Raw genomic sequence first — 25,668 nt, 5'->3', positions numbered from 1 at the left:
AAATGAAGCTATCTGAAATAGGGGAATTTGGTTTTATTGAACGATTCGCGCATCGTTTTGAAGATTTACTGGCTCCCAATGCCATGGGCATTGGGGACGATTGTGCCATCATTCCGGCTGGGGATGATCACGATCTCGTTTTAACCACCGACATGCTGGTAGAGGACATTCATTTCATACGCGACAAAATTTCGCCGCTAGATTTAGGACATAAAGCTTTGGCCGTCAACTTAAGTGATGTGGCAGCTATGGGCGCCCGGCCTGTCGGCTCCTTCTTATCCATCGCCATCCCTCACGGCATTGACGTGGAGTATCTGGATCAATTAATGGAAGGTTATCATCAACTCAGTGAGCGCTACCAGTTGCCATTGATGGGTGGGGACACTACACGATCGCCGCACAAACTGGTGCTTAATATCAGTGTAGTGGGCAGGGTGGCTAAAGGAACAGCCAAATTGCGTTCTGCTGCACAAGAAGGTGATGTAGTTGCAGTTACCGGTATGTTGGGCGATTCCGCTGCCGGCCTCCACGCCCTCATTAACAACCTTTCAGCCAACCCTGAAAGCTCTTATTTGATTGAGAAGCATGTCCGTCCCCACCCCCATATTGAACAAGGCCTTTGGTTAGGTCGTCAGCGCAGCGTACATGCTATGATGGATGTGAGCGATGGCATTGCCTCGGACATGAAACACATCCTCAAGGCTTCCGGACTAGGCGCGGGTATCGAATTGTCACAGCTCCCTCTCTCCGATCAGCTCAAGGCATTTTCGGCTCAACATCAACTCAATGCTTTTGAACTGGCCACTTCCGGTGGTGAAGATTATTGCCTTTTATTGACCGTTGAAGCGGACAGCTTTCAGGAAACGGCTGCTTCCTATAAAGAGGCTTTGGGTGCGGATTTATATGCCATTGGCTTTATAACAAGCGACCAACAACTCAAATGGACCAAAGACCACCAATCAATAGCCGGGGGACTAAAAGATGGTTTTAATCATTTCCTGTAGTAACTTTGAAAACTGTTCAAATAAAATGGTATGCAGTTAATTAAGAACATGGTCACTTTTTTGGATCAAACCCTCTGCAGGTGGTTGGTTAGAATCGTTTATCCGCAATACCAACGTCCCAGAACCGGCTACCTGAAACACTATCAGGTGTTGGGGCAGTACTTTTTTATGCAGAAGGTTATGGGTTTTAACCGCCGGGTGCCCTGGCCGGTGGATTTCAGAAGCAAAATCCGGGGGTGGGAGTGTATCGAAAAGGGAATCATGTGTGACCCGGGTGATAATCCTGGACTTTATATCAATGCCTATGGGGGACTTAAAATGGGGGACAATGTGGGGATTGCTTCGAATACCGTCGTTGTTACCACCAACCATGATAAGTACGATCATCGAAAAACCGGAAAGAAAAAGGGTATCATCATTGGTAACAATGTCTGGATAGGTGCCAATTGCACCCTTCTCCCCGGCACCATTATTGGCAATGAGGTCACCATTGGTGCCGGTTGTGTGATTTCTGGCGAAATCCCCTCCAAAAGCACGGTTGTCAGAGGAGACAACCACCTCAAGATTATTCCCAAGCAAAAGGACTATCAATGGGATATCTACAGTGAGGAGTTAACCTGAGTGCCCTACACTTCACCCAGGGTTTTCCCCCGCTCCCGCCCCAGTAAAATATGTTTGGGACTGCCAATTATTTGGCTGCCATAGATGCCCGTATGGCCTGAAAAAAGGTAGGCCATTACGACTGCTATCGCAATAAATACGCCACTTTCCACCCCAAATAACTCCATCCCCATAAAAATACAGGCCAGGGGCGTGTTGGTCGCACCCGCAAAAACGGCCACAAACCCCATTCCGGCAAGTAAGGCAATGGGCAGCGGCACAAAGAGGGCCAATGCATTGCCCAGTGTAGCACCGATAAAAAACAGCGGTGTTACCTCACCCCCTTTAAATCCAGCCCCCAAGGTGAAGGTGGTAAAAAGTATTTTGGCCGCAAAATCATAGAAAGGGATATCCTCGGAGAAGGCATCGACAATAACGGGAATACCCAAGCCGACGTAGCGCGTGTCGCCCATCAGCCAGACAGCCAGGGCAATGACGCTCCGCCAATAACCGGTCGCAAAGGCGGCCAGGCAGCCAGGCGCTTAAAAATGGCGGTCCAGTAACGAGCCAAAAAAGAAAAGGACCGGGCCGTAAACCCAAAAAGGATGCCGACGCCAATAGCCATTAATAAATTCAAGGGTGTTAATGCCGGCACAAAGGGTATGGCATAAACGGTATGAGGAATGCCCCAGGCGTGGCACATCCAGTCGGCCACAAAGGCCGCTAAAAAAACCGGTAACAACCCTTCGTAGCGGACTTTCCCCACCACAAAGACTTCCAGGGCAAAAATGGCGCCTGCCAAAGGAGTGCCAAATACAGAAGCAAACCCGGCACTAACCCCGGCGGACAGTAAAACTTTACGGTCGCGTGGCCGCAAACGGAATATTTTTGTAAACTGGTCGGCTATGGCTCCTCCCATCTGAACGGCGGTTCCTTCACGACCGGCAGACCCTCCAAACAAATGGGTGGCTATGGTGCCAAAAAGTACCAGTGGCGCCATGCGCAAAGGAATGACCTTCTTAGGTGAATGAAACTCCTCCAGCAACTGGTTGTTGCCCTTCACAACAGTCTCTCCCCAATAATGATACGTCAGGCCAATAATAAGCCCGCCAAGGGGCAGCAGAGCAATGATCCAGACATGGCTTTCCCGCCAATTGGTCGCCCAATCCAATCCCCACAGAAAAAATGCAGACGCACTGCCGACTAAAACGCCTATTAATCCGCAAATTAAAATCCACTTGAACATGTAAAGGAACAAGGTGGACACGGAAGCCGGGATCCAGTTTTTTCGGGGATGAATCATGTGAAATTTATTTTCGTCTTACAAAAGTATTAAAATAGCTGTTCCTGTGGCCTTTCTGTTTCTATAAAAAAGGATGGATGACATAAAAAAATGCGAAACCGGGATCCATCCTTCTGAACAGGAGTTGAAAAGAATACTGAATGCATTTGTCCCACAACTTCCTACCAGCTATATTTGTTATAATTAAATACCGCTTGACGCGGTATCCCATTTTTCACCAAGTCAGCTAACAAACCTATTTATGAAGGCTTTATTAATTGTAGATGTACAGAATGATTTTTTGCCCGGCGGCGCTTTACAGGTGCCTGAAGGAGACAGGATTATCCCGGTTATTAATAATATTCAGAAATATTTTCGCCTTATTGTCGCCACACGTGACTGGCACCCCGTGAATCATGGCAGCTTCGCCTCTAACCATGCCGCAAAAAGCCTGGTGAAATGATTCGCTTGCACGGTCAATCGCAAATTTTATGGCCCGACCATTGTGTGCAGGGCAGTCCCGGTGCGGAGATTTCCCCGCTTCTCAACCAGGCGCTGATTAACAATGTGATATTTAAGGGATCAGACCCCGATATCGACTCGTACAGCGCCTTTTACGACAATGGCCATCTGAAGGAAACGGGCCTGCATGCCTATCTTAAACGCAATGGTATTACAACCCTTTATGTAACCGGACTGGCGGCTGATTACTGTGTTTATTATACGGTTAAAGATGCCGTTCTGCTCGGCTATGAAACCTATTTGCTGACAGACGCCACACGCGGTGTTAATATGCAGGCAGATGACACCCAAAAGGCTTTTGAGGAATTGCGGCGGATAGGCGCCCAACTGATGACTTCAGACACATTAGGTTAATACCACCCTAAAATCGTCATCCCAGGCCAATTTGCCGCTTTTTTCCGCCCCCCCGGCATCCATAAAGCCTTTCAGAGTATTGGTTTTACCTTTTAGAATGAGATCGCCAATTTGGCGCTCCGATAGTTTTTTACCCATAAATTCAAAGGGAACCACAACCTTGCAACCCTGCGTGTAGCGTTCACATCCATAGGCAGATCGTCCTTTAATCATTAATCCTTCCTTGCACTTTGGGCAATGCCAGGGTTCCTGCTCCTCTTTTTCGAGGCGCAACTGATAGTTATCGTCGAGGGAAAGCACACCATCCACCTTTTCGCCTTTCAGCTCAAAACCTTTGATTAGGGGACTCTTACCCTTTCTCAACAGGATTTCAATTTGGTTCCCGGTCAGTTGTTTGCCCAAATAGGTAAAAGGAACGACAGTCTGGCATCCCTCTTTAAAACGGGAACAACCCCAGGCATGCTTGCCTTTTAACATCGTTCCTTCTCCACAACGGGGACATTGGATCGCTTCTGCTTCCTCGCGGGCACTTTTATCCGGCGTCGTCTTTTTGTCATTTTGACTGGCGTCATCCACCACCGAGATCATGGGAATGGTTGGTTCTCGCAGAACCGTATGCACAATGTCTGACACCATCTGCTTGAGGTCATTCATGAATGCCAGCGGATCGTAAGTCCCTTTCTCAATTTCCCGTAACTTTTTTTCCCATTGTCCGGTGAGTTCGGCAGATTTTACCGACTCATTACGAATGGCATCAATCAACTGTGTACCGGTGATGGTTGGGGCCAGACTCTTGCGGTTTTTGGTGATGTATTTTCGCTTAAAAAGGGTCTCAATGATGGCTGCGCGGGTGGATGGCCGGCCAATGCCATTCTCCTTCATCACATCCCGCAATTCTTCATCATCCACCTGCTTACCTGCTGTCTCCATGGCTCGGAGCAGCGTAGCTTCGGTAAAAGGTTTAGGTGGTTGCGTCTCCTTTTCCTGGAGGTCGGGTTCATGCGGCCCCTGTTCTCCTTTGGTGAATTCCGGCAAAATGGCCTCCTCGCCCTTGCCTTGCCCCATTTTCAGCACCACACGCCAGCCCGGATCCAGAATTTGCTTGCCTGTGGCTTTGAAATTAACGGTCTCCACCCGGCCTTCCACAGTGGTGGTATGGATGATGGCATCGGGATAAAAGGCCGCGATAAAACGACGGGCCACCATGTCAAAGACCAATTTTTCATCGCGTGTTAAGGAAGCGGGCGGATTTTGACCTGTGGGAATAATGGCATGGTGATCGGTGACTTTGGTATCATCGAACACTTTCTTTGATTTGGGAATTTTTTGAGCCAGAACAGGCGCGGTTAAAGCCTCATAAGGCTTTAACCCTTTCATGATACCGGCCACCTTGGGATACATATCATTACTCAGAAAAGTGGTATCCACACGCGGATAGGTGGTCAGTTTCTTTTCGTACAGCAACTGAATGGTTTTCAAGGTTTCATCGGCCGAAAGACCAAATTTTCGGTTGCAATCCACCTGAAGGGAAGTTAAATCAAAAAGGCGCGGTGGGGCCTCTTTGCCTTTTTTCCGGCCAAAACCGGTTATTTCAAAGACCTTCCCGCGTATCAGTTCAATGGCCTTTTCAGCCTCCTCTTTATTGGTGAAGCGGCCTTCTGTATTGTTGAAGGTCACCTCCTTATAAACCGTTTTGAGCTCCCAGTAAGGCTGGGGCACAAAATGGTCGATCTCTTTTTGTCGCTCCACAATCAAAGCGAGTGTGGGCGTTTGCACGCGTCCGATCGATAGCACTTGCCCTTGTTGACCGTATTTTAAGGTATATAAGCGGGTGCCATTGATGCCCAAAAGCCAGTCGCCAATGGCCCGGGCACTTCCGGCAGCGTACAGGGCATCAAAGTCAGAGCCTTCATGCAACTTCTCAAAACCTTCACGAATGGCCTCTTCGGTCAGGGAAGAAATCCACAATCGTTTAACGGGACACTGACAGTTGGCTTTTTGCAATACCCAGCGTTGAATGACCTCCCCCTCCTGCCCGGCATCCCCGCAATTGATGACCAAATCGGCATTTTTCACAATCCCCGCAATGGCTCTGAATTGTTTGATGACGCCCTGATCATCGATGAGCTTAATGCCAAAGCGCGAAGGAATGATGGGTAAAGTTCCCAGCGACCAGCGCTTCCAATCCGGCAGGTAGTCATGCGGCTCTTTCAGGGTACACAAATGACCAAACGTCCACGTTACCTGATAACCATTACCTTCGTAATAGCCATCTTTACGGGACGTAGCGCCCAAAATACGGGCCAACTCCTTTGCAACACTGGGTTTCTCGGCAATACAGACCTTCATCGGTTTTTCCTTTTTTTGGAATGGATGCACGAAGATAGTCAAATCAGACGAAGGTAGAAAGGAGTGCTTCTGTAACTAAAGTTCAAAAACCAATCCGTCGTAAGCCAATTCAACATTGGACGGTAAGGTGGGATTAATTTCATCGTGTAATCCCAATTGGTGACTGATATGCGTGATATAAGCCTTATCCGGTTTCAATTCCGCAATGAGTTCAAGTGCCTGTGATAAATTAAAATGTGAAATGTGCGTTTCGTGGCGCAAGCATCCACCACCAGGACTTTGGATCCTCTGATTTTCGAGAATTGATTTTCAGGAACATGATTGGTATCGGTCAGGTAACAAAAATCTCCAATTCGAAAGCCAAGGACCGGTAAGAGATGGTGCATCACCCGAATGGGAATAACGGGTAGGCCTTCCACTTCGAAGGGCTGCTCATCTATTTTGTTGAGAATAATATCAGGCAAACCAGGATACTTGGATTCCGAGAAAGCATAGGCAAATTCCTGCCGGAGACTTTTAATAACAGATGCCTCTGCATAGACATGGGCCTTGGTGTTATTGATCCAGTTAAAAGCCCTCACATCATCGAGTCCCGCCGTATGATCCTTGTGGCAATGCGTGATCAGAATGCCTTCGAGGTGGGTTGTACCCGATTGCAGCATCTGCATGCGAAAATCCGGTCCCGTATCAATCACCAGATTGGTCTCGCCCGATTGAACAAGGACAGAGGAACGCAGACGCTTGTCTTTGGGGTTGGAAGATTGACAAACCATGCAGGGGCAGGCAATCATTGGGACGCCCAGGGAAGTCCCCGAGCCTAATATGGTTACACGTAATGACACAGTAGTAATTTTGATATCAAAAGTACAATTTCAGCGACTATCTACGAAATAAAGATGAACTTCTTGCAGGAAAATTTACATCAACGAAACAAAGATTAACAAAGTCATTCCCCAGGAGAGTCGAGCGAGCTGAATGAATGCAGTTGCAACAATTAAACTTCCTCAAAGTCTTTGACTCTGGCCCTTTCCATTGCAAAGCGATTTCGCTTTTTGTCCGCCGAAATGATTTCCATGGGCACATAGTAATCGTTGTAGCCGGAAGCCACGCCATTTTGCCACTTTTCAATCAAAACCCGCTGTTCGGTGTTGTCGAAGGGGGCCCTGTAGGCAGCCTGAAGTTCTTCAGCCAAGGCATGCATGCGTTGACTGCGTTCGGTTTTAATTTTGTCGGGAATTTGACCTGGCATACGCTGGGCGCGTGTGCCTTCACGCACCGAATACTTAAAAATGTGCATGTGTCCAAAACCCACCCGCCTGGCCACATTCATGGTCTCTTCAAACTCCTCCTCCGTCTCGGCGGGAAAGCCCACGATGACATCCGTGGTGAAATTAAACTGGGGATCCTTGGCACGAACCCGTTCCACAATGCCCAAAAAATCCTTTACCGTATACATTCGTCGCATTTGTAATAAAATACGTTCTGAACCACTTTGCAGGCAGAGATGCAGGTGGGGTGCCAATTTGGGATGGCCAATCAGTGTAAAAAAATGGTCATCGAAGCGGTCCGGTTCAATGGATGAAATGCGCACCCTAAAGTCGCCCTCCAAATCGAGTATTTGCTCTAGCAGACCTGAAAACACAACCCCATCACTTTCATAGCGACTGATATTGACACCCGTCAGGACGATTTCTTTGGCGCCTTTGGCAATCACATCCTTTACATTGTCGAGTACCTGACGAACTGGCCGACTAACAGCTCGGCCCCTGACAAAGGGAATAATGCAAAAAGTGCAAAAATTATCGCAACCATCCTGTATTTTAATGAGGCTGCGGGTGTGAAACATTTCGGTGAACGACTGGTAGCTGAATAAATCGAAATCTTTATCGGATAAATCCGCTTTTCCGGTCTTCACCAGGGCATCCACACTTTGAAAAATACCGCTTTTTCCTTTGTTATTGATCACGGTGGCTTCCGGAAATTTCTTTTGTAACTGACTGGCATGGCTTTCGGCCATGCAGCCGGTAATGACCATGCGGGCATCGGGGTTAACCCGACCGGCATGGCTGATCACATATCTTGATTTGTGGTTACTCTGATTGGTCACGGTACAGGTATTCACCACTACCACATCGGCACCTTCCTCCTGCTCCGACACCTCATAACCATTGCCTTTGAACTGCGCCGCCAAGGCATCGGTTTCATACTGGTTAAGGCGACAGCCCAATGTTTTAAATGCTACCTTCATTCGACTATAAATTTTCTTTAGATGGCCACCTTTTCAGTGACCAGTTCTCCTTCAACACTGAAGGGGCGTACCGACTCAATTTTAACATCCACAAAGGTTCCAATCAGACTTTCATCATCCGATGCAAAACGCACCACAATTTTCCCTTCGGTGTGACCACTCAAATAACCGTCTTTGCGATCTTTGCCGCGCACCAATATGCGAATCATCTGGTCCTTCATTTTTTTTGTGTGCACGATGGCCTCCTTCTCCAGATCCTCCGTCAGCTGCGCATAGCGTTCCTTCTTGACTGTGTGCGGAATGTCATCCTGCCAGGCAAAGGAAGCTGCGCCGGGACGGGGCGAATACATGGCAATGTAGGCCATGTTGTATTTAAATTCACGCATGGCTGCACGGGTCTTCTCAAATTGTTCATCGGTCTCCCCGGTAAAGCCCACAATCACATCCGTAAATAGCGTGGCAGTGGGTAATAAATCGTGGATCCAGCCAACGACCTCCCGGTAACGCGCCATGCTGTGCTTACGATTCATGCGAATCAACACTTTGTCGTCGCCCGACTGCACCGGCAAATGCACCTGCTTGGCCAGAGACCGGTGACGGGCCATGGCTTCAATCACATCGCGGGTCATATCGCGCGGATGCGGCGAGGTATAGTAAATCCAAACGTCCTGTCCCGAAGCATCGGCCATCCCTCCCAGGCGATCCAGCAAAGCGGCAAAAGAGATTTCTTCCCCCTTTTTGTCCAGTCCGTAAGAGTTGACATTCTGACCCAACAAAGTAATACTCTTATAGCCCTTTTCAATCAAATTGCGTGCCTCTTCCAAAATATCGGCCGAGGGTCTGCTCACCTCACGTCCGCGGGTATATGGCACCGCACAAAAAGTGCAAAACTTGTTACACCCATTCTGAATGGGAATAAAAGCCTCAAAAGAACTGTTATATACCGGCTCCACCTCCCAGGTCTGTGGTGGTGCGGCCACTTTGGAAACCGGACGTGCACCGGCCAAATTAAGCTTTTCAGCAACGCTGGCCGGTCGGGCCACCTCTTCCATATCCGCATCGTGCACCCGAGGGGTATTGGAGACGGGCGTTGTAACGCCATATTGACTCAGCATGATGGGGAAAGAGGACAACTCCTTCATATCAAATACCAAATCGAAGAGTTTCAAAAATTTCTGCTGGTCATCCGGCAAAATACAGCCGCTCACAAAAGTCACCAGGTTCTTTTTATTTTTCCACTTGTTCCATTTGGAAATTTTGGAATAGACCTTATCAATGGCTTTTTGCCGGACAGAACAGGCAATGATACCAATCACATCCGCTTCCTCCTCCTTATCGGTCACGCCATAACCCAACTTTGCCATCACTGCCTGAACGCGCTCTGCGTCGGCATGATTCATCTGGCATCCTAATGTAACTAAATGGTACTTCATAAATATTTCTTATCGATATAATGACAGGTAATCAAGCGACTGATAGTTTTGTGAATCATCATTAAAAAAGACGATTCCTTCTTCATCCAATTAGACTACCCGGGCACTAAAAATAGACTTCCGTTAAGATGTTTTCCGACTTTACGCCCTGTTTTTCAAGGATATCAAACACATCGTGAATCATATCGCAATTGCCGCAAAGATAACACAAAGTATCGGAATTTACTGGGTTGGCTATTAGGTAGTCGGTCACCCGGCCATGAAAATCGCCCTTTTCGTCCTGTGAAGTACAAGCGATATAGCGACCGGATTCGTACTCTTCTCTTTCATAACTTTCTTCGGCCAGTCGAACGCCATGAAGCACCTGGTAATCCAAACCCTCATATTGCTTCACAAAGCTATGAAAGGGTGAAATGCCTGTGCCACTGGCCACAAATAAAAAGGGAAGCCCGGCGGTCACCTCTTTTTCTATGGTGAAGTAGCCACGGCATCATTGATGACCACCCCATCCTCCACATCGAGTTTTTTGAGCGCCGGAGTAACCAGTCCATCTTCCACTTCCCGCACCAGTATCTCTATGTAATCATCGGCCGGTCCACTGTAAATGGAATACTCCCTGGTATGAATGCCATTGGGAGGCCCTACCTGAATGTGTTGACCGGCCACAAAGTCGAGCCCGTTGCGCTCCATCCGGAGCACAAAGGTAGAGTCGGTTAAAACCCGCTTTTCAATAATTTTATGTAGATTGAAGGAACGTTTACGCATTGTTTAAAATTTAGCCTGCAAAAATCGCAAAATTTGATGTGAGTACAAAGCTAATAATTGATTTTTATATCTTTTTATCCGATTAGAACCATTTCAAAGGACCTTGTCGCAGGAACCACCAGCCTTGATTCTTTTTTCTATCTTTGCGACGAATAAAAAAGAAAGAATTATGCCAGGGAAACTATATCTGATACCCAATACGCTTGGATCTGCTGAAACAGGTCAAACCATTCCGTCCGAAGTGGCGCAAATGGCTGTTAAATTGCGTCACTTTATTGTCGAAGATTTGCGCACCGCACGACGTTACCTGAGGTTGCTCGACCGCCAAATGGATATTGACGGGTCGCAATTTTTCATGCTAAATAAGCGTACCTCCCCTGCTCAATGGTCGGAATACCTCAAACCACTGAAGGCCGGCCACGATGTGGGCATTATTTCCGAAGCCGGTTGCCCCGGCGTAGCTGACCCGGGCGCAGAGGTGGTAAAAATGGCGCACGAAGCAGGTATTCAGGTTGTTCCGATGGTAGGCCCCTCCTCTATTTTGCTGGCCATGATGGCTTCGGGCATGAATGGACAAAGTTTTGCTTTCGTGGGCTACATTCCCATCAAAAAAGAAGACCGCTTAAAAATGATCAAACAGTTGGAGAATCGCTCCCGCAATGAGCACCAATCCCAACTGTTTATTGAAACCCCCTTTAGAAATAACCACCTGGCCCAGGATATTATCAACTCCTGCGCGCCTAAAACACGGCTCTGCATTGCCTGCAACCTGACCATGCCCGATGAATATGTGGTGACCAAAACCATTGCTCAATGGAAAGGAAAACTACCTGAATTGCACAAAAAGCCAACCATCTTTATTGTGCAGGGATAAACGATCTCTTTGCTGATTGGAAATGTGGTAGCAGAAGCAATTATTGCCGCAGAGAATCCTTATACAACAGGTATTCGTGCTCAAAATTGGGCGTGAAGATACCCTGACCCAAATTATCGTCAATTTCATCAAACGACCAAACACGACCGCCATCCAACTCATGGGGATGCGGGGTAATTTCGCCATTGTACCTCAAAGAAAAGGCCAATACCAGTTCATTCTCAAGGGGACTTTCCCAGTGGTAACGGCCCAGGTGATGCACCTCCTTAACATGGACGCCAATTTCTTCCGCCGCCTCACGTTGAAGCGACCTTTCCACCGTTTCGTTAGCGGCGACGTGTCCCCCCACAGCCGTGTCCCACTTTCCGGGTTGCACCTGTTTGTGCATGGGCCGTTTTTGCAGCCACAGACCACCCTCCATTATTAACTGTATGTGCACCACCGGATGCAACCATCGGGAATGTCCATTGTGAACAACGGAACGTGGTGCACTTCCCATTACTTTTCCATCCTTTTCGACCAAGGGCAACCACTCTTCTTCAGACCACCTTTTATTTTTGCTGCGCTTGATTAGCAGTTCCGTTCCCATGGCCAATACGATAAATAAGTATAGGCCACTGCTGTTTAGAAAAGCTTCCCACGAGACTGGCATCCATAAGGCGGCCAACAAAATCAGCCAATATCCCGCCATCCACCAAAAAAAATGCTGCATGGTCATTCGCATCTGGGCCATTTCCCAGGGACCCAATGATCTGTTTTTCAAAAAGCGGCCGGAAGCTGCCATTAACAAATTGTGTTTCGAAAATGCAGAAATCCCCACCATCAAAAGCATGATCGTCAGATAGATCAAAGGCCGTATGCGATCCAGCAATGGCCCCTCCAGGGCCAATGCGACCAGTCCAAGCACCACCAGCAGACCGGTATCCCAAAAAGTCCGTTTTTCAAAACGCTGATATCGAATGGCAAAATAAGCCATCTCCCCTATGCCATAGGCCACAGCCAGCCATAGTCCAATCACCATGCCCCAGACCCATTCTGCCACAATCAGAATAATCAAGGGTATAAATCCCGGAATGCTTGATTTTAATTGTTGAAAAGCCATCGATTCAATCCGTATTGTACAAAAACCACGAAGCCCCCTATCCACACAAGTCCTGATGGTCCTGTGCCAATAGGCGTCTTCGCGGTAATTGATGGTTATTAGTGTGTTATCAGAGCGATTTGAGGCACGCCATCACATTCTTTTCAATTCGGCCTTGGACATCAGCAGGGTTGGCCTTGACAAAGGTATCACCCGTAATTTTTTCAAAAAGTTCAATGTAGCGCTCAGACACACTGTTGACGTAGGCTTCATCCATGTGAGGGATAACCTGTCCTTCTTTTCCCTGAAAACCGTTTTCGATCAGCCATTGACGGACAAACTCCTTGGATAACTGTCGCTGTTGTTCTCCATTTTTTAGGCGCGCTTCGTAGTCCTCACTATAGAAGTAGCGCGAGGAATCCGGCGTATGTATTTCATCTATCAAATAGATGCTCCCTTCTTTTTTACCAAATTCATACTTGGTGTCCACCAATATGAGACCCATTTTCTGGGCCATTTCGGTACCCCTTGCATAGAGTTCACGGGTATATTTCTCCAACAGCAGATAATCTTCCTCACTTACCAAACCTTTACGGAGAATGTCTTCCCGGGAAATATCCTCATCATGTCCCTGGTCGGCCTTGGTTGTAGGTGTTAAAATTGGTGTTTCAAAACGCTGATTTTCAACCATGCCATCCGGCATGGAAACACCACAAATCTGACGTTTACCTGCTTTATACTCCCGCCAGGCGTGCCCGGTCAGATAGCCGCGAATGACCATTTCGACTTTGAAGGGCTCGCACAAAATCCCTACGGTCACCATGGGATCCGGCGTTGCTATTTTCCAGTTGGGAACAATGTCGGCCGTTGCATTCAGAAACTTTTCCGCAATTTGGTTCAGTACTTGTCCCTTATAAGGAATTCCTTTAGGCAAAACCACGTCAAAAGCAGAGATCCGGTCGGTGGCAATCATGACCAGGAATTCGTCATTGATGTTGTAAACATCACGAACCTTCCCTTCGTAGAGCGATTTTTGCCCGGGAAAATTATAATTGGTCTTAACAACAGCGTTTTCCATGTATTTATAAATAGTTAAAAGATGATTGTTTTATCGTAATAGTTCGTTATTGTTTTGAATACCTAACGACCAATTGTTATCAATGATGCTCCCAATATTCTTGCTTACTCTTTATCGTAGGCTTCCACGATATCTTGCACCAATCGGTGCCGTACAATATCCTTCACCGTAAACTTGATGCGTTCAATGCCCTTAATACCCTTAAGAATGCGCATGGCCTGGACCAAACCGGAATTTTGCGGATTGGGCAAATCAATTTGTGTCACATCACCCGTCACGACGAACTTGGCCTGATCCCCCATACGTGTGAGGAACATTTTGAGCTGGTTGGTGGTGGTGTTCTGTGCTTCATCTAAAATGACAAAGGCATTGTTCAGGGTGCGACCCCGCATGAAGGCCAGTGGTGCAATTTGGATGGTGCCATTTTCCATGTATTCCTTTAGCTTAACGGCGGGAATCATATCCATCAAGGCATCATACAAAGGTTGCAAATAAGGATCAATTTTTTCTTTCATGTCTCCCGGCAAAAAACCCAGTTTTTCACCGGCTTCAACGGCCGGACGACTTAAAATAATCCGCTTTACTACCTTGCGCTTTAATGCCCGTACAGCCAGAGCTATGGCTGTGTAGGTTTTTCCGCTGCCGGCCGGACCAACGGCAAATAATAAATCATTAAAATCGTAGGCCTCAACCATTTTCCGTTGATTCTCAGTCCTTGCTTTTATAGGTTTGCCACTAACCCCAAAAAGAATGAAGTCGTTTTCCTGACCGCTCTCCCCAATTATTCCATGACCGGAACCCATGAGCATCTCAATGACAGCGGTCTCTTTCAACACATTGTGCTGGTGATAATGCTCTATGAGTTGGTTGACTTTTTCTTCAAAAACCGCCACTTCTTCGGCATCGCCCATCGCTTTGAGCCAATTCCCCCTTGCTACAATTTTTAATTTGGGGAAATGAGCCTTGATAATATCCAGCTTAACATTTTTGACGCCCAGAAACTCTATCAAATCAATGGACTCAAGATAAATGAGTTTTTCTATCATAAAGAGCAGGTAATTCCTATTTTTGTATATGCAAATTAACAATATTTTTTGCAGATGGTAAGGCTACGGGCCAATAAAAATGACAACAATCAAATAGGATGGAATCTAAAAAGAATACCTTTCAACGCTTATTGGAAGTGATGGATGAACTGCGTGAAAAATGTCCCTGGGATAAAGTGCAGACCAATGAAACCTTGCGAACATTGACCATAGAAGAGACTTACGAATTGGCGGAGTCCATTCTTGAAAAAGACGATGAAGCATTAGTAAAGAGCTGGGAGATTTGCTGTTGCACATCGTTTTTTACGCTAAAATAGGTGAAGAAAAGGGGGCCTTTCATATCGGCACCGTCATGGAAAAACTGATCGAAAAATTGATTTATCGGCATCCCCATATTTTTGGAGACGTGCAGGTGCAGGATGCCAAAGAGGTAGAAGAAAACTGGGAGCAGCTCAAATTAAAAGAGAAAAATGGCAACAAATCCGTTCTTTCCGGCGTTCCAAAGTCACTTCCGGCCATGATTAAAGCCAATCGCATTCAGGATAAAGTCCGCGGGGTAGGTTTTGATTGGGAAGAACGTGCACAGGTATGGGATAAGCTAAAAGAAGAGTTTAACGAACTGCAGGTTGAAATAGAGCAAGGCAACCAGGATGGCATTGAAGATGAGTTTGGCGACCTGTTTTTCTCCCTTATTAATACCGCCAGACTGTATGGTGTAAATCCTGAAAACGCCCTCGAACGCACCAATCAAAAGTTTATCGGTCGTTTCAATTATCTGGAAAAAAAGACCATCCAAAAAGGTCGCAGTCTGAAAGACATGAGCCTGGCCGAAATGGATGAGATTTGGGAAGAAGCCAAAATGATGTTGAAGGGGCCCAAAGAATAAGGGCAACCCTCAGCACAAAGAAGTCTATAAGTCAGACACTTAATCGTACCGGGCTAAAAAGAGAGATGACTCAATGGGGCCATCTCTCCTATATTAATCAAAAAAAATAAATTTTACTCCGATATTTTTTTCTTAAACTTGGCGTGTGTAAGTTTTTTGGCTTCCAGCGAGAAAATGATTTCTTCAACAATGTTTGTGAGGTGGTCGCCCACACGCTCTAACCTACGAACGACCGAAAGAATTTCTACCAAAACCCTCGTTTTTTCAGGCTTTTCCTTTATTAATTCACAAATGGTTTCTACCGCATTTTTGTTAATGGTATTCAATTCCTTATCCATTTTGAAAACACTTCTTGCCAGCTTTCCATCCTCTTTGATGAATGCATTGGAGGCATCACGCATCATCAGTGAGCAGGTATGAAACATCTCTGTGATTCTTAACCGTGCAATAATCTCTTCATCAACGGGTTCATCCAGGTCTTCAATCAGCAAACTAATGGCATTGGCAAAGTCGCCTATACGCTCCAGGTTATAGTTGATTTTAAGAATGGCAATCACCATTCTTAAATCGGCTGCAAAGGGATTTTGCAGGGCCAGGAAGGTTTCACAAGCCTCGTCTATTTTTAGTTCAAAGCCATCCACCCGCTTTTCTTTGGCACTTACCTCATTGGCAAGAGGTTTGTCAAATTCGAGCAGAGCAATTCTGGTATTATCTACTTGTGAGGATACCAAGCCCCACATATCAATAGTTTTATCCTTGATATATTTAAGATCTTCTTCTAATTGCTTCATATTTAAAAACTATTTGGGCCTAATAATATCTCCTGTTGTGTTAAACATTTTTCCTGTGTGTGTGCTAAAAAAACCATCAACCAAAGCGACCGGTGATATAATTTTCCGTAAGCTTTTGAGAAGGTTTGGTAAAAATGGTTTCTGTGTCTCCATACTCAATTAAGTCGCCCATGTGAAAAAAGGCTGTTTTCTGACTAATCCGGGAAGCCTGATGCATATTATGGGTTACCACAATAAACGTATATTTCTGTTGAAGGTCAAAAACCAGTTCTTCAATTTTTGCCGTTGAAATGGGGTCGAGAGCCGAAGCCGGTTCATCCATGAGGATAACCTCTGGTTCAACAGCAATGGTCCGGGCAATGCACAACCTCTGTTGCTGGCCGCCTGAAAGGGCCAAAGCCGATTTTTTCAAATCGTCCTTTACCTCATTCCATAAGGCAGCTTGCTTGAGCGCTTTCTCAACGGCTTCGTCTAACACGCTTTTGTTTCTGACTCCGTTAAGACGCAAGCCATAAATGACGTTCTCATAAATGCTTTTGGGAAAGGGATTGGGCTTTTGAAATACCATACCCACTTTCTTTCGGAGATCTTCAACCTGGGTTTTCTTATCGTAGATATTGCTGCCTTTGTGCAACACCGTTCCGTTAAAGCTAAAGCCGTCAATGGTATCGTTCATGCGATTAAGCATTCTCAAGAAGGTGGATTTACCGCAACCACTGGGTCCTATCAGTGCTGTTATGCTTCGTGGCTCTATTTTCATATTAATGTCTTTTAGGATTTGAGCTTCTCCATAAAACACATTGATATTACTGATATCAAATTCGTATACGACTTGCGGTTTTGGCTTTATCACGGGCTTTTTTATTTTCATGACTGTTTCTCCTTCTGCTACTTTTTCTCTTTCTGCTACAAGTTCCATGGCTCTGAGGTTTACATTTTAAATTTTTTCCGCAATCGGTAACGAATGATGATGGCGCCCAGATTTAATCCAAAAACGAGGGCTATTAATAAAAACGCTGTGCCATAAGCGATGGGCCTGACCAGTTCGATGGCGTGATGCTGGGTCGACATAATATAAAGATGATAAGGTAAGGCCATAAACTGGTCGAAAAGCGAGCCTGGTAAATCGGGAAGAAAAAACGCCACTCCGGTGAACAGTATTGGAGCGGTTTCGCCAGCTGCACGCGATATCCCTAGTATTCCTCCGGTTAGAATGCCCGGCATAGCATAAGGTAACACGTTGTGTTGAATGGTTTCCCATTTGGTGGCCCCCAAGGCCAGAGATCCGTCGCGAAAGGATTTCGGTATATTCTTCAGGGACTCCTCGGCAGTGGTTATTATCCAGGGCAATGTTAGTATTCCGAGTGTTAAGCCGATGCCATTATTGACCGTCCCATCCCCATGGCCTGTACAAAGAGCGCTACACCAAAAAGTCCGTAAACGATGGATGGAACGCCCGCCAAATTCCGAATGGAAGCCCTGATTAAACGGGTTGAGAAATTCATTTTGGCATATTCGTTGAGATAAATGGCTGCCGCAACTCCTATGGGAAAAGAAAAAATGATGGTAATAAGTGTCACAAATAAAGTTCCCATAAGTGCCGGGAAAACCCCCCCGGCAGTCATTCCCTCACTGGGAGCATCTGAAACAAAACTCCAGCTAATAACGCCCGATCCTTTAGCGACAATGTCCCAAAGAATGACGGCCAAAAAGAGAAGCACAAGTACCGCACATAAAGTGACAATCATGTACCCCAGTGAATGTTCTATTTTGCGTAGTTTATTCATAATTTATGTCTGCCAATGTGTTGAGTAATTCGTTCGGCTGCCAGATTCACTAACATGGTCATTAAAAACAGCATTAGTCCCACTGCAAAAAGGCTGTAATAATGGGTGGTGTTAAACGGAACCTCACCAAGTTCAATGGCAATATTGGCCGTCATTGTTCTGACCGAATCAAAAAGGTTACCGGGCATTCTCAATGCATTGCCCGTAGCCATCAGGACGGTCATAGTTTCTCCAATAGCCCGTCCAAAACCCAGCATAATGGAGGCAATGATACCTGAACTTGCTGCCGGCAATATAACTTTAACCAGGGTGTACCATTTGGTTGCCCCAAGTGCCATGGATGCCGCCTTATATTCCTCAGGTACCGAATGGATGGCATCTTCAGAAACACTGATAATGGTAGGCAGCGACATAAAAGCCAACAAAAACGAACCATTTATGGCATTCAATCCTGAGGATAATCCAAAGGTGTCCGCAATTAAGGGCCCAAGAAAAACGATACCGAAAAACCCAACTACAACAGAAGGAATACTGGCCAATATCTCAATAACCGGCTTCAAGGTTTCTCTAACGGCTGGCTTGGCAATCTCTGAAATATAAGCCGCAGCACCAACACCGATTGGAATGGCAATAACCATAGCGCCCACTGAGACAAACAAAGTACTCACCACCATGGATAATATGCCATAAGTTGGTTCACCGTAGGCCGAAGGATTCCAGCTGGTACTTAGAAAAAACTCGCTCAACGAAATGTCGCTAAAGGCATGCATGCCATAATAGAAAAGCATGGCAAATATTCCACCCAGCACCACTATCACAGACATGCCTGCAAGAAACAGTACCCCGCGAACCAATTTGTCCTTTATTCTTCTAAAGTTTGCAAAACTTAAATCTTTAGGTTTATATCACTTATAATGATATGCTTACAACCGGCAACCCTATTCAATAATTCCCATTTCTTTAAGCTCATCCATATACGACTGGCCCAATGGATAGTATCCGGCATTGACAACAACCTGCTGGCCTTCCGGACTAAGCTCAAATCTTATAAAATCAAGCATTCGGCCTTCGGGCATGCCATTGGTGAATTGATACAAGGCGCGAGAGATTGGATACAATCCGCTGGCCACATTTTCTTTGTTCAGAGGCGAGTAGGCAGGAGAATCAGCATCGGCTGCCACATTAAGGACGGATAAACGATCGGCTACCTTTCCCTCTTTATCTACGATATAACCGATGCCAACGTAACCGATGGCAGAGTTGTCAGATCTTACAGCCTCCACAATTTGTGCAGTCCCGTTCATGTTGCGCATATTATTGGTATAATCCGCTTTCACCACATTGTCGCGGAAATAAACGTAAGTACCCGAATTACTCTGACGGCCATAAACTGTAATGGGCAAATCAGGTCCACCCAATTCACTCCAATTGGTAATGCTACCTTTATATATTTGACTTATTTGATCGATGGTCAACTCAGTGATGGGTAACTCGTGGTTGATTATTACAGCGAGGCCATCAATGGCAAAGGGAATAGCGACAGGTTCCACGCCTTGATCACGTGCCTGTTGGTATTCGGTTTTGTTCATCATACGCGATGAGTTGGCAATGTCTGTTTGCTGATTAATTAAAGCAGCGATACCGGTTCCGGAACCACCACCGGTAACAGCAATGGATTGCTCTGGAGATTTTTTCATATAGGCTTCTGCCAGATTCTGCACCATATTAACCTCACTGTCGGACCCGCTTATCTGAATGGCGTTCTGACGTTTTTGGCTTCCGCCACAAGCAGTTACCAACAAAGCGCTAATAGCAATTGCGCCAACAATTTTGATTTTTGCGAAATTCATAATTCCTGTGTTTAATTTGTTTTTTTGTTGCGTAAAAACGAACATCATCTTTAAGTTCATTTTCACAGTACAAACTTACATTTAGAATTACGGGTGGCTGTTATGCCAATTTTAAGAAATGATTACTTCAGCCTTATTTTAAAGTTAAGCCAATGTTAAGAAGATACAGCAAAACCCTCAAAGCAAACATTTTAAATCTTTAGTGATTGACCACATAAGTTGCTTCTGTTTTTTGGGGAGGCTGACTTGATAAGTTTTATTCATTCCCTTTTTTAATTTGTAATAAATATTCTATTTTTAGCATTACTCAGAAGAACTACTTTATGGCGAATGGTAAACTATCGACAATAAACAACAGTGGGTTTGGCACGGCTCCTGTATTTTTCACTGCTATTTCAACTATTTTGGGAGCCATACTGTTTCTTAGGTTTGGATACGCCATTGGTACGGTAGGTTTTTGGGGGGCCATTATTATTGTGATTTTGGGCCACCTGATTACCATACCCACAGCTCTGGCTATTTCTGAGCTGGCGACCAATACGAGGGTTGAAGGAGGAGGTGAGTATTTTATAATCAGTCGCTCTTTCGGACTAAAAATAGGATCCACCATTGGTATTGCCCTTTTCCTATCTCAGGCCATTAGTGTGGCCTTTTATGTCATTGCTTTCACCGAAGCGTTTGAATCGGGATTTTATTGGTGGCAGATGCATTTTGGTTTTGAGTTGCCCCGACAAGCGATCAGCATTCCCGCATTGGGCATCCTGGCTTTTATAATACTTCGAAAAGGAGCCGGAATGGGCATTAAAGCGCTCTATTTTGTGGTGGGTGTTCTGTTCATTGCCCTCATCCTGTTTTTTATGGGTAACCCCATTGAATCAGATGAAGCACTTCGTCAGCCGGGCAATAATTTTGGCTTTTTTAACCGCGATAATTTCTTTCTGGTGTTCGCCATCTGTTTTCCTGCCTTTACAGGCATGACTGCCGGCGTGGGTTTGAGTGGCGACCTGAAAAATCCCAGTAAGTCGATCCCCATTGGAACATTGGGAGCAACAGCCGTCGGTATGTTGGTTTATTTTGCGGTCATCTGGAAATTTTCCACATCCGCCTCTCAAGCCGATTTGATGGATCACCAACTCATTATGTCACAAATTGCCATAGGAGGTATTCTGATTATCCCTTTGGGCCTTGCAGCCTCTACTATCTCCTCGGCACTGGGGAGTGTTATGGTTGCCCCCAGAACGCTGCAAGCATTGGCTGCTGATAAGAGCTTTCCCTTTCGAAGGTTTAACCTCATGATGGCCAGAGGGAAAGGAAAAAGCCGTGAGCCCTTTAACGCCTCTTTGGTAACTTTTGGCATTGCCTTTTTGTTTGTGGCCATTGGCAATGTGGATATGGTGGCAGAGGTCATTTCCATGTTTTTCCTGATTACCTATGGCTCACTCTGTCTCATCTCTTTTCTGAATCACTTCGGTTCTCCTCCATCCTATCGACCCAAGTTTAAATCTCGCTGGTACTTCTCACTGACCGGCTTTGTGTTATCTGTATGGGTCATGTTCATGATTGATCCGCTTTACACCATTCTATCCTATGTCCTCATCGTAATGATTTATCTGGTGGTGGAACACTATAACAAAAACCAAAAGGGATTGGTCAATATCTTTAAAGGAGCGCTTTTTCAACTTAACCGAACCATTCAGGTATATATGCAAAAAAATCAGAGTGAGGCGGAAAATGAAGAATGGCGTCCGGCAGTTGTTTGCATTTCACCCCATTCATTTGAAAGAGACAAGGTTCTGGATTTAATGAAATGGATCAGTTTTCAGCACGGCTTTGGCACCTATTTTCATTTTATTGAAGGTTACTACAGCAAACAAACCTATACCGAATCCAGATTGATCCTGCAAGATCTTATTAATTTACAAAAGGAAGAGGACAATGCGCTGTATATTGATACCATGATATCTCCTTCCTACACATCCGCCATTGCACAGGTGATTCAGGCTCCATCCATCTCAGGAATGGAGAACAATATGGTTATGTTCGAATTTGACAAGAACGCTCCCGAGGAAATCAACCGTATTCTTGATAATATAAAACTCACCAAGGCTGGGAATTTCGATGTATGCATATTTGCAGGAGCCAACTCTAACCTTCGTTTCCACAATGGCATCCACGTCTGGATCCGACCAACCGATCTCATCAACACCAATTTGATGATACTGCTCGGTTATATTATTATGGCCCATCCCGATTGGAATAAGAGCCATATTAAAATATTCAGTATTTGCTCTCCGGGGCATACTGAAAAAACACTGGAAGACTTGCAGGAATTAATCGCTTCAGGCAGACTCCCCATTACCTTGACCAACATAGAAATTATTTCTTCGGGCGGCAACCAGACCATCAGTGAAATTATCACCGAGCGTTCTAAAAATGCAGCATTGACCATTATGGGCTTCCGGGATGAAAAGATAAAAGAAAAAGGCGGTGCTTTTTTTACCAGTTTTAAAGATATGGGAGATATTCTTTTTGTCAACGCAGCCCAATCCAAGGAAATAAAATAATGCCTTTCAACCAACAAAAATTTGGTTGAGCGGTTTTAAATGCCATGCTTATTAAAGAAATACATATCTCAATAACCAAATACGTGAAAACATGATGAATAGATTATTTTTACTATCGCTACTCTGGTTTTGTTTTAAAAGTATAAGTGCAGACGAAGCGCGACTGATGCGCTTTCCGGCTATTAGTGACAATCAAGTCGTTTTCTCCTATGCCGGCAATCTTTACTCCGTGTCCACGCAAGGTGGCATTGCCCGAAAACTCACCTCACATGAGGGGCTGGAAATGTTTCCCCGATTCTCCCCGGATGGTACTCAAATTGCCTTTACCGGTCAGTACGATGGCAACACAGAAGTGTACCGTATCCCCGCCAGCGGAGGTATTCCGATGCGCTTAACCCACACGGCCAATCTGGGACGAGATGATTTGGCCGATCGCATGGGTCCCAATAACATTGTTTTGGGGTGGTCACCCGATAACAGCATCATTTATCGCTCCAGAAAGCAGACATTCAATTCCTTTAAAGGTCAACTCTTTGAAGTGCCTGCAGAAGGCGGTTTATCCAGTCAGTTGGAACTGCCTGAAGGAGGATTTCTTTCCTTCTCACCCGATGGCCAAAAGATGGCATACAACCGGGTCTTTAGAGAATTCAGAACCTGGAAGTATTATCGGGGGGGAATGCCGATGAGATTTGGGTCCATGATTTTTCAACCCGGGAAACTTATCAAATAACAGACCACCCGGCACAGGACATCATTCCTATGTGGATTGGGGATGAGATTTTTTTCCTTTCTGATCGCGACCGCCACATGAATCTGTTTGTTTATAATACCCAAACTAAAAAAACAGAAAAGGTCACTGATTACGACGATTTCGACATCAAATTCCCTTCGCATAACGGCCAACAAATTGTCTTCGAAAAAGGTGGGTATCTCTATAAAATGGATGCCGCTTCCAGACAAGTCGAAAAAATCAGCATTGAGATCCGTAACGATCAAAATTTTGCCAGGACTGAGTTTGTGGATGCCTCAAAAAGATTAACATCCATCGACTTGTCCCTCAATGGAGAAAGGGTTTTGTTCTCTGCCCGCGGTGAGGTTTTTTCATTACCTGCCGACAAAGGAATTACCTACAACTTATCGAGAAGTCCGGATGTGCATGAACGAAATGCAGAATGGTCGCCCGATGGCAAGCAAGTGGCCTGGCTGTCCGATAAAAGTGGAGAATATGAAATATGGCTGAGTGATGTTTATGGCGAAAATTTACCCAGACAACTCACCTCCGGAGCTGACACCTATAAATTTAACCTGTCATGGAGTCCGGATGGCAGCATGATTGCCTGGAACGACCAGCATTTTTCCCTTTACCTCACCGAAGTTGAGACCGGACGCACAAAAAAGATGGTAAGTAGCCACTACAGTCGTCTGAATGACTTTTCATGGAGCCCCGACAGTAAATGGATCAGCTATACGGATGTCGGAGAAAACAGAATGGGGATGATCCACTTACTCAATGTTGAAAACGGGGAGACCGTTCCAGTTACAGAACAATGGCACCACTCCGACAGCCCTGCCTTTTCGGCCGATGGCCGCTATTTATTATTCGCTTCTGAAAGGAGTTTTAGTCCGGTTTACAGCAGCACGGAATGGAACCATGCCTATATCAACATGTCCAAAATTTATATGGTTCTTCTGGCCGAAGAAACACCTTCCCCATTTGCACCAGAAAACCCGGTCATAAATAGCAAGGAAAAGTCAGAAAAATCCGAACCTGGTGACAAAAAGAAAAATGGTTCAGCCCCCACTCCGGAGATCCCAAATGTAAAAATCGACTATACAGGCATTGCCAATAGAATGATAGAAATCCCTATTGATCCGGCCAATTATTACAACATCAGCTGCGTCGACAATAAAGTCTATTATAACCGCTATGTACAGGAAAAAGACGGCAGCAATGGGCTACTGGTGTATGATTTAAAGGATAAAAAAGAAACCTTTTTAGGTGACTTTGTTTATACCCTTGCTGCCAACAACAAAAAAATGCTGGTGGGTAAGGATAAGACATGGGGCGTTGTGGATTTACCCACTTCCACTATTAAACTGGAACAAAGCATCGATTTGAGTTCTATGATGGTTATGGTTAACTATGCGCAGGAATGGCAACAAATTTTTGATGAAGCATGGCGTCAGATGCGCGACTTCTTTTACGTAGAAAATATGCATGGCGTTGATTGGGAGGCCATCTACCAAAAATATCAGCCCCTTGTGCCACACGTCAGCCATCGAACCGATTTGAACTACATAATCGGGGAAATGATTGGGGAATTAAATGTGGGGCATGCTTATGTGAATCCGGGCGATCAGCCAACAGCCAAACGCACTACCACTGGCTTATTAGGTGCCCAGTTAAACGCCCATGAATCCGGCTTTTTTCAAATCAGCAAAATTCTCAAAGGAGCTCCATGGAGTCCATCTTTACAATCGCCCTTCCAGGCACCGGGCATTCATGTTAAAGAAGGCGACTTTATTGTAGCAGTTAACAGAGTAGCCGCCAACAGCGTTACTGACCTTTACCAATTGCTGCTTAATACCACCGGAAAAACTGTAGAACTATCTGTCAATGACACACCTCAGATTGAGGGAGCCAGAAAGGTTTTAGTGACACCGATTGCCGATGAAAGCAGTTTGTATTATTTCGAGTGGGTATCCGAGAACATTCGCAAGGTAGATGAAGCGACCAACGGACAAGTAGGGTATCTTCATATTCCGGATATGGGCCCGAACGGACTCAATGAGTTTGTCAAATATTTTTATCCGCAGTTGCACAAAAAAGCGCTGATCATTGATGACCGGGGCAATGGAGGTGGCAATGTTTCGCCCATGATATTGGAACGTCTGGCACGCCAGCCCTACAGAGTCAATATGCGACGGAACTCACCGGCCGTCTCTACCATTCCTGCCCAGGCCCTGGCTGGCCCCATGGTCACTTTGATAGATAAGTATTCCGCCTCTGATGGTGACCTCTTCCCGCATGGTTTCAAGACCCTGGGCTTAGGAACCTGGTGGGAACCCGCTCATGGGGTGGCATCGTCGGTATTACCGGTCCCCTGCCTTTTATGGATGGCACTGACCTGCGCATTCCACAGTTTACATCTAT

At 45.7% G+C, this 25,668-nt stretch carries 22 protein-coding genes and 3 pseudogenes; 8 read left to right on the top strand and 17 right to left on the bottom strand.

Annotated elements, in window-relative coordinates:
- The first annotated feature begins 2 nt into the window (after positions 1–2).
- Complete coding sequence (gene thiL / locus JCM15548_RS03505; RefSeq protein ID WP_062122466.1) at positions 3–1,004, top strand: thiamine-phosphate kinase; 1,002 nt, start codon at positions 3–5, stop codon at positions 1,002–1,004.
- 30 nt (positions 1,005–1,034) lie between these two features.
- Positions 1,035–1,625, top strand: coding sequence for an acyltransferase (locus tag JCM15548_RS03500; RefSeq protein ID WP_062122465.1), 591 nt, complete (start codon positions 1,035–1,037; stop codon positions 1,623–1,625).
- Positions 1,626–1,630: 5 nt separating this feature from the next.
- Here the strand turns inward: JCM15548_RS03500 and JCM15548_RS26120 are convergent.
- Positions 1,631–2,850: pseudogene (locus JCM15548_RS26120) on the bottom strand (voltage-gated chloride channel family protein).
- Positions 2,851–3,148: 298 nt separating this feature from the next.
- On the opposite strand from JCM15548_RS26120, the gene JCM15548_RS24990 reads away from it, so the two are divergent.
- Together JCM15548_RS24990 and pncA are read left to right on the top strand one after the other, a co-directional pair.
- Positions 3,149–3,349, top strand: a complete 201-nt coding sequence (locus JCM15548_RS24990) for a cysteine hydrolase family protein (RefSeq protein WP_262486872.1) — start codon at positions 3,149–3,151, stop codon at positions 3,347–3,349.
- Positions 3,346–3,762: a bifunctional nicotinamidase/pyrazinamidase gene (pncA, locus tag JCM15548_RS03490; RefSeq protein ID WP_262486871.1), complete on the top strand. Its 417-nt coding sequence runs from the start codon at positions 3,346–3,348 to the stop codon at positions 3,760–3,762. Before JCM15548_RS24990 ends, pncA begins: the two co-directional genes overlap by 4 nt.
- Here the strand turns inward: pncA and JCM15548_RS03485 are convergent.
- The 7 genes from JCM15548_RS03485 to JCM15548_RS22825 all read right to left on the bottom strand — a co-directional run bounded on the left by JCM15548_RS03485 (position 3,754) and on the right by JCM15548_RS22825 (position 10,557).
- Positions 3,754–6,111 (bottom strand): type IA DNA topoisomerase, encoded by a 2,358-nt coding sequence (locus JCM15548_RS03485; protein ID WP_062122464.1) that lies wholly within the window; start codon positions 6,109–6,111, stop codon positions 3,754–3,756. The genes pncA and JCM15548_RS03485 overlap by 9 nt on opposite strands.
- A 75-nt stretch (positions 6,112–6,186) precedes the next feature.
- Entirely contained in the window at positions 6,187–6,309 is a 123-nt protein-coding gene (locus JCM15548_RS24985) for a hypothetical protein (RefSeq protein WP_262486870.1), read from the bottom strand.
- Positions 6,306–6,953, bottom strand: a complete 648-nt coding sequence (locus tag JCM15548_RS03480) for an MBL fold metallo-hydrolase (protein ID WP_227625405.1) — start codon at positions 6,951–6,953, stop codon at positions 6,306–6,308. The genes JCM15548_RS24985 and JCM15548_RS03480 overlap by 4 nt, the downstream gene beginning before the upstream one ends.
- A gap of 152 nt (positions 6,954–7,105) precedes the next feature.
- Positions 7,106–8,359 (bottom strand): tRNA (N(6)-L-threonylcarbamoyladenosine(37)-C(2))-methylthiotransferase MtaB, encoded by a 1,254-nt coding sequence (gene mtaB / locus JCM15548_RS03475; protein ID WP_062122463.1) that lies wholly within the window; start codon positions 8,357–8,359, stop codon positions 7,106–7,108.
- 17 nt (positions 8,360–8,376) lie between these two features.
- On the bottom strand, positions 8,377–9,792 hold the full coding sequence (locus JCM15548_RS03470; RefSeq protein WP_062122462.1) for a MiaB/RimO family radical SAM methylthiotransferase: 1,416 nt from the start codon (positions 9,790–9,792) through the stop codon (positions 8,377–8,379).
- Positions 9,793–9,898: 106 nt separating this feature from the next.
- Positions 9,899–10,252, bottom strand: a complete 354-nt coding sequence (locus tag JCM15548_RS22830) for a ferredoxin reductase domain-containing protein (RefSeq protein WP_227625404.1) — start codon at positions 10,250–10,252, stop codon at positions 9,899–9,901.
- Between the two features lie 8 nt (positions 10,253–10,260).
- A complete protein-coding gene (locus JCM15548_RS22825) occupies positions 10,261–10,557 on the bottom strand; it encodes an FAD-binding oxidoreductase (protein ID WP_227625403.1) in 297 nt (98 codons plus the stop codon).
- Positions 10,558–10,726: 169 nt separating this feature from the next.
- Here JCM15548_RS22825 and JCM15548_RS03460 point away from each other — a divergent pair, with 169 nt between their 5' ends.
- Positions 10,727–11,431, top strand: a complete 705-nt coding sequence (locus tag JCM15548_RS03460; RefSeq protein ID WP_062122461.1) for an SAM-dependent methyltransferase — start codon at positions 10,727–10,729, stop codon at positions 11,429–11,431.
- 40 nt (positions 11,432–11,471) lie between these two features.
- On the opposite strand, the gene JCM15548_RS22820 is transcribed toward JCM15548_RS03460, so the two are convergent.
- The 3 genes from JCM15548_RS22820 to JCM15548_RS03445 form a co-directional block, all read right to left on the bottom strand.
- Entirely contained in the window at positions 11,472–12,533 is a 1,062-nt protein-coding gene (locus tag JCM15548_RS22820) for an NUDIX hydrolase (RefSeq protein ID WP_227625402.1), read from the bottom strand.
- Between the two features lie 109 nt (positions 12,534–12,642).
- A complete protein-coding gene (locus tag JCM15548_RS03450; protein ID WP_062122460.1) occupies positions 12,643–13,590 on the bottom strand; it encodes a phosphoribosylaminoimidazolesuccinocarboxamide synthase in 948 nt (315 codons plus the stop codon).
- A 104-nt stretch (positions 13,591–13,694) separates the two neighbouring features.
- Positions 13,695–14,636: a PhoH family protein gene (locus JCM15548_RS03445; protein WP_062122459.1), complete on the bottom strand. Its 942-nt coding sequence runs from the start codon at positions 14,634–14,636 to the stop codon at positions 13,695–13,697.
- 98 nt (positions 14,637–14,734) lie between these two features.
- On the opposite strand from JCM15548_RS03445, the pseudogene mazG reads away from it, so the two are divergent.
- Positions 14,735–15,522 (top strand): annotated as a pseudogene (gene mazG, locus JCM15548_RS03440) (nucleoside triphosphate pyrophosphohydrolase).
- 113 nt (positions 15,523–15,635) lie between these two features.
- On the opposite strand, the gene phoU reads toward mazG, so the two are convergent.
- The 6 genes from phoU to JCM15548_RS03415 all read right to left on the bottom strand — a co-directional run bounded on the left by phoU (position 15,636) and on the right by JCM15548_RS03415 (position 19,950).
- A complete protein-coding gene (gene phoU, locus JCM15548_RS03435) occupies positions 15,636–16,313 on the bottom strand; it encodes a phosphate signaling complex protein PhoU (RefSeq protein WP_062122458.1) in 678 nt (225 codons plus the stop codon).
- Positions 16,314–16,389: 76 nt separating this feature from the next.
- The gene (gene pstB, locus JCM15548_RS03430) at positions 16,390–17,232 is read right to left on the bottom strand and encodes a phosphate ABC transporter ATP-binding protein PstB (RefSeq protein ID WP_083984949.1); all 843 of its coding nucleotides are present in this window, start codon (positions 17,230–17,232) and stop codon (positions 16,390–16,392) included.
- 11 nt (positions 17,233–17,243) lie between these two features.
- Entirely contained in the window at positions 17,244–17,663 is a 420-nt protein-coding gene (locus tag JCM15548_RS22810; RefSeq protein WP_262486869.1) for a PstA family ABC transporter permease, read from the bottom strand.
- A gap of 17 nt (positions 17,664–17,680) precedes the next feature.
- The gene (locus JCM15548_RS22805; protein ID WP_227625400.1) at positions 17,681–18,100 is read right to left on the bottom strand and encodes a PstA family ABC transporter permease; all 420 of its coding nucleotides are present in this window, start codon (positions 18,098–18,100) and stop codon (positions 17,681–17,683) included.
- On the bottom strand, positions 18,097–18,954 hold the full coding sequence (gene pstC, locus JCM15548_RS03420) for a phosphate ABC transporter permease subunit PstC (RefSeq protein WP_227625399.1): 858 nt from the start codon (positions 18,952–18,954) through the stop codon (positions 18,097–18,099). Before pstC ends, JCM15548_RS22805 begins: the two co-directional genes overlap by 4 nt.
- Before the next feature lie 84 nt (positions 18,955–19,038).
- The gene (locus JCM15548_RS03415) at positions 19,039–19,950 is read right to left on the bottom strand and encodes a phosphate ABC transporter substrate-binding protein (protein ID WP_062122540.1); all 912 of its coding nucleotides are present in this window, start codon (positions 19,948–19,950) and stop codon (positions 19,039–19,041) included.
- A 323-nt stretch (positions 19,951–20,273) separates the two neighbouring features.
- Between JCM15548_RS03415 and JCM15548_RS03410 the strand changes: the two genes are divergently transcribed.
- Both JCM15548_RS03410 and JCM15548_RS24980 read left to right on the top strand, forming a co-directional pair.
- Positions 20,274–22,514: an amino acid permease gene (locus tag JCM15548_RS03410; RefSeq protein ID WP_062122456.1), complete on the top strand. Its 2,241-nt coding sequence runs from the start codon at positions 20,274–20,276 to the stop codon at positions 22,512–22,514.
- A 91-nt stretch (positions 22,515–22,605) separates the two neighbouring features.
- Positions 22,606–25,666, top strand: a pseudogene (locus JCM15548_RS24980) (S41 family peptidase); the annotation flags it as partial.
- Positions 25,667–25,668 lie beyond the last annotated feature (2 nt).

This window comes from Geofilum rubicundum JCM 15548, from assembly GCF_000974365.1.
GTDB classification, from domain to species: domain Bacteria; phylum Bacteroidota; class Bacteroidia; order Bacteroidales; family Marinilabiliaceae; genus Geofilum; species Geofilum rubicundum.
Note: the sequence above shows the minus strand (reverse complement) of the source record. Positions and strands in the feature narration are given on the sequence as shown.